Source organism: Dendrosporobacter quercicolus, assembly GCF_900104455.1.
GTDB classification, from domain to species: Bacteria; Bacillota; Negativicutes; order DSM-1736; family Dendrosporobacteraceae; genus Dendrosporobacter; species Dendrosporobacter quercicolus.
The window spans coordinates 1-4,398 of the sequence record NZ_FNHB01000025.1 but is presented as its reverse complement, the minus strand read 5'-3'; the positions used below and the strand labels follow the sequence as shown (position 1 = coordinate 4,398).

The 4,398-nt window shown below is 44.9% G+C and carries 2 protein-coding genes; both read right to left on the bottom strand.

Features of this window, described 5'->3' with window-relative positions; genetic code table 11:
• On the bottom strand, positions 1-994 hold a 994-nt coding region (locus BLR06_RS19095; protein ID WP_139164558.1), incomplete at its 3' end, for a polyketide synthase dehydratase domain-containing protein.
• Between the two features lie 84 nt (positions 995-1,078).
• A partial coding sequence (locus BLR06_RS19090) for an SDR family NAD(P)-dependent oxidoreductase (RefSeq protein WP_139164557.1) occupies positions 1,079-4,398 on the bottom strand: 3,320 nt, incomplete at its 5' end.

Sequence of the window (4,398 nt, the reverse complement as noted above, 5' to 3'; positions counted from 1 at the left end):
CCGTTTCTCCCTCCGGAGACCTTGCTGAAAATCCTTTAAGCCGCACACAAACATTTCCCTGCTCGTCACATAAATCAATGTCCACTTTCTGCATCTTATCTCCGGATTTGCTGCCCTCACTATAGCGGACCCAGCACCACATCACAGCAGTGCATTTTTCAATTATTTCAAGTTTATCAAGAGCAAAAGGCAGAAATAACTTCATTGGATGATGATTATTGACATTCTCAGCACCCATTAGTAATCCGATTGAGGTCTGCAGTGCCGCATCCATCACACTGGGATGCAGAACGAATTGATTTTGCGTATCAGAGACGGAAGACGGCAGGAACAGCTTTGCCAACGCCTGACCTGTACCCAGATTTATTTTCTCAATCCCTTGGTGACTCGCTCCATAGGAAAGTCCCATAGATCGGAAGGCCTCGTAACATTGAATAGGCGAAAGTACGCTTTGGTTGCATTGAGCTTGTAAGGCTTTGATATCTATGACAGGAATATCAGCAACTTTAGTCAACACTGCGCTCCCCTGGCTGTGCAATAGCGGCTCTGCATTGTTCTGTTCAGTATATATTTCAAAAGATATCAAGCCTTTGTCATCAAGAAAAAGCCCGATGTGTACCTGAATCGGCTCTTCTCCTGCGATAATGGGACGGATCCACAATACATTTTCGAGCCGTATCCCGGTTTGATCGTCTTCCAGATCCCCTGCCGCCTGTTCCACTGCGGCCCGGGCCATTTCAAGATAGGCCACCCCAGGTAACATCTTTTTCCCCTTCACCATGTGATCTGTCAGAAAAAATTCCTCTCCTATAAATGTTGAACTAAAGCGTTGTTCAGTAAAGTTGGATGTGTTTTGATGCAGTAAAGGATTAAAATAAGAAGATTTATTCGTAATAGTTTTAGTTTCGAATTGCCTTATTAAATCTAGCGCATCTGTTTTCGCTAATCGCTTGCTTTTTACCTCACTCAAAATATAGTGTAGAGCATCTTTCATAGCTATAACCTTCCTTCCATTTCGCTCAATACACAAGCGGAATAAAACCGTCGTCCTTTGAGCTTATTTCTGTGTAAAACTAGTTTAATGAACTTTTGCAGAGTGTTTCCGGTCTTCTTCTCCATTGATCATATCTCCCGTTTTAAGAAAATAATTTGTTTTTTTAACAGCAGCTTCAACACTTATCGTGTCATCCATTATTTCATCAATTAGCTGTTCATAAAACGTTGCATCAAATTGATTTTTACCTTGATAAGGCGAGGAAGCAGGTTCAAAATGTGGAAGCCAGTAGCGTTCCCTGGCAAAAGGGTAAGTCGGCAAACTGATGCGACAGGGCTTAGGATCACCATAAAGCTTGTCCCAGTCGTAAGTCAGACCCCTGACCCAAAAATTCAAAAATTTCGTGTATTTCTTGCGCTCAATCCATTTATCAATGGCTTCCAACAATTCTTCATCCCCTGCATAAATAGATACAATTTCTTTATTGTGCTTGACCTGCCCCCGGTACAGGCCTTCTATACCATCCTGCCCTTTTAGAAAACCATGTAATTTTGTTTCAAGTTCTGTACTTGTACCAACGACCATAGCCAGGCGTTCGTCCATAGCTTCACGTCCCACCTGAAGCGTATATGCCGTATCAACTAATTCGCTATCAGAATATTGACGCTCCTGAATCGCGATCAGCAATCGCCTCGCCTGTTCTTTGAGCTGCTCCTCATTTTTTGCCGACAATACGATAATTACCGGATTTTCAGAAGAAACCGCCGATTGAGGTCTTGCTAATCCTTTGGGAATATATTCTTCGATCACGATATGGGCATTTGATCCTCCCGCGCCAAAGGCCGAGATTCCGGCCAGCCTTGGATACTCCTTGAATTGTCCATTTTCTTCTATAACTGGCCGGTTCCATTCTTTACTTTTTTGCTGAACCACAAATGGGGTGTTGTGGAAATCAATATTAGGATTCAGTACTTCAGAATGCAGGGAAGGCACTAACTGGCAATGTTTTAATTGTAATAACACTTTCGTCACTGCGGCGATTCCTGCCGCACTTTCACAATGCCCAATGTTTGATTTGGCCGAGCCGATTGCACAGAACTGTTTATCTGCCGTATATTCCCCGAAAACTTTAGCCAAGCCCGCAATTTCAATCGGATCACCTAGAGAAGTCCCGGTTCCATGAGCTTCCAGGTAACTGATTTTCCGGGGATCAATCCCGGCTTCTTTAAAAGCTCGTCCAATAACACTAGCTTGGGCGTTAGGGTTTGGTACTGTATATCCGTTGGTTTTTCCGCCATGATTGATAGCAGTTGCTTTGATAATGCCATAAATATGATCCCCGTCGGCAATGGCTTTAGACAGCGATTTGAGTAGCACAGCCCCTACGCCTTCACCTGGGACATAACCATCACCGCCTTCGCCAAAGCTTTCGCATCTCCCTTTGCTGGATACGAACTTGCTCTGACTGAGAAAAAGATATTTGTTAGGATGAATGGAAACATTGACACCGCCTGCTATTGCGAAGTCGCATATCCCCCGTTGCAGGTTTTGACAGGCCAGATGAATTGCGGTTAAAGAGGAGGAACACATGGTATCCACAGCCATGCTAGGTCCATGGAAATCACAAAAATAAGACACTCGGTTGGCTATTGATCCGGGATTTCCCCACAAAGCGATCGGCCTTCCTTGGATCTGCTCCTGGGCTCCATACAACTGATACTCTTCATACATTACACCCACAAAAACCCCTACATTGCCTGCCCAACTAGAGCCCTGACTTCGGCCCAGAGCTTCCCTTGTATATCCCGCATCCTCCAAAGTTTCATAGACGCACTCTAAGAACAAACGTTCCTGGGGATCCATAAGTTCTGCTTCGCGCGGTGAAATATTAAAAAATAATGGATCAAATTGATCCGCACCATCTATAAACCCGCCCCATTTACTATAGGTTTTTCCAGGTTTATTTCTGTTTTCATCAAAGTATAAACTGTGATCCCAGCGGTCTTTAGGAATTTCCGTAATGCAATCCTTGCCGTCCCGCAGATTTTCCCAAAACTGCCGGATATCTCTCGCTTGCGGATAGCGCCCCGAAACCCCAATGATGGCGATGTCTAACGCTTCTTTCTCTTCCTGGGATTCTATGCGCACAGATGAAAAACGGGAACGTCTGCGGCTGCCACCGGCCGGTGCCTTAGCCTCGATCCTAGGTATATCGTCTTGACTCTCCAGGGTAGCTGCTACTGTACTTTCCCGCAACCCCAGCAATCCTATCAGTTGATCCCGATAAGTAGCCAGGAAATATCCGGTTAATGCCCGGATGTTTTGGTACTCAAAAAACAATGTTTTCGACAATGAACCAAATTCTTTTTCTAGCTGATTTGTCAACTGCATAACCATGATCGAATCAATCCCGTATGTTTCGAACAAACCATCTGTTTCAATAGAATCAGCTGACATCTTAATGACAGAAGCAAGCATTTTCTTGAAATAATTTGTTGCTTTTTCCTGAAGTAAATCTTTGGCAATGATTGGAACAGCTTTTTTTTCTTCTATGGAAACAGGTGCTCTTAATGCTACTGTTGCAGACGATTGTGCTAACAATGTTGCCTGGATCCGTTTAAGATCCCCTTCCAGCACCAATAGTTGATCCTTGCCAGAGATTAACCCTTGATATAAGGCCCTGATGCCAGTCGCAGTCTGCATCGCAGTCAGCCCCATGCTTTGCCGCATTAATTTTTCGTTCTCTGCGTCAACGTGCATCCCACCGTCTTTCCATAGTGGCCAATTCATTGCCAGGGTCTGCCCCTGACGTTGCTGCGATTTCATTAGCACATTGCGATATCCGGCGTAAGCATCCATAAAGGCATTGGCAGCTGCATAATCGGCCTGACCAAGATTGCCAAAAACTCCAGCTACTGAAGAAAAGGTAATGAAAAAGTCAAGCGGCAGCTCTTTTGTTGCCTGATCCAAATTGACCAGCCCGGTGACTTTCGGTGTCAGTACTGCCATCAATTCGTCCCTCGTCTTTTTGATGATGAAGCTGTCTCGAGTCACCCCCGCACTGTGAATAACGCCATGGATAGTCCCGAATTCTGCCCGGATATTCTGAATTAATTCAGCAACTGCCTTCGCTTGAGTAACATCCACTTGCCTGTATACGACTTTTGCCCCCAAAACCTCCAATTCCCGTAGTTGAGCTTGCTTGTTCTCTGTAAGCACAGAACGTCCTGTGAGTATCAGGGTAGCATTCTTAACCCGCTGCGTAATTTCTCTGGCAAAAATAAGCCCCAGACCTCCGGCTCCTCCCGTAATTAAATAAACTCCCTGCTCTTTCCAGGGAAGTCCTACGTTTTCCGGGGAAGTTTTAACTTCACTCCAGCCAGCAACCCAGCGTTTATTGTCCT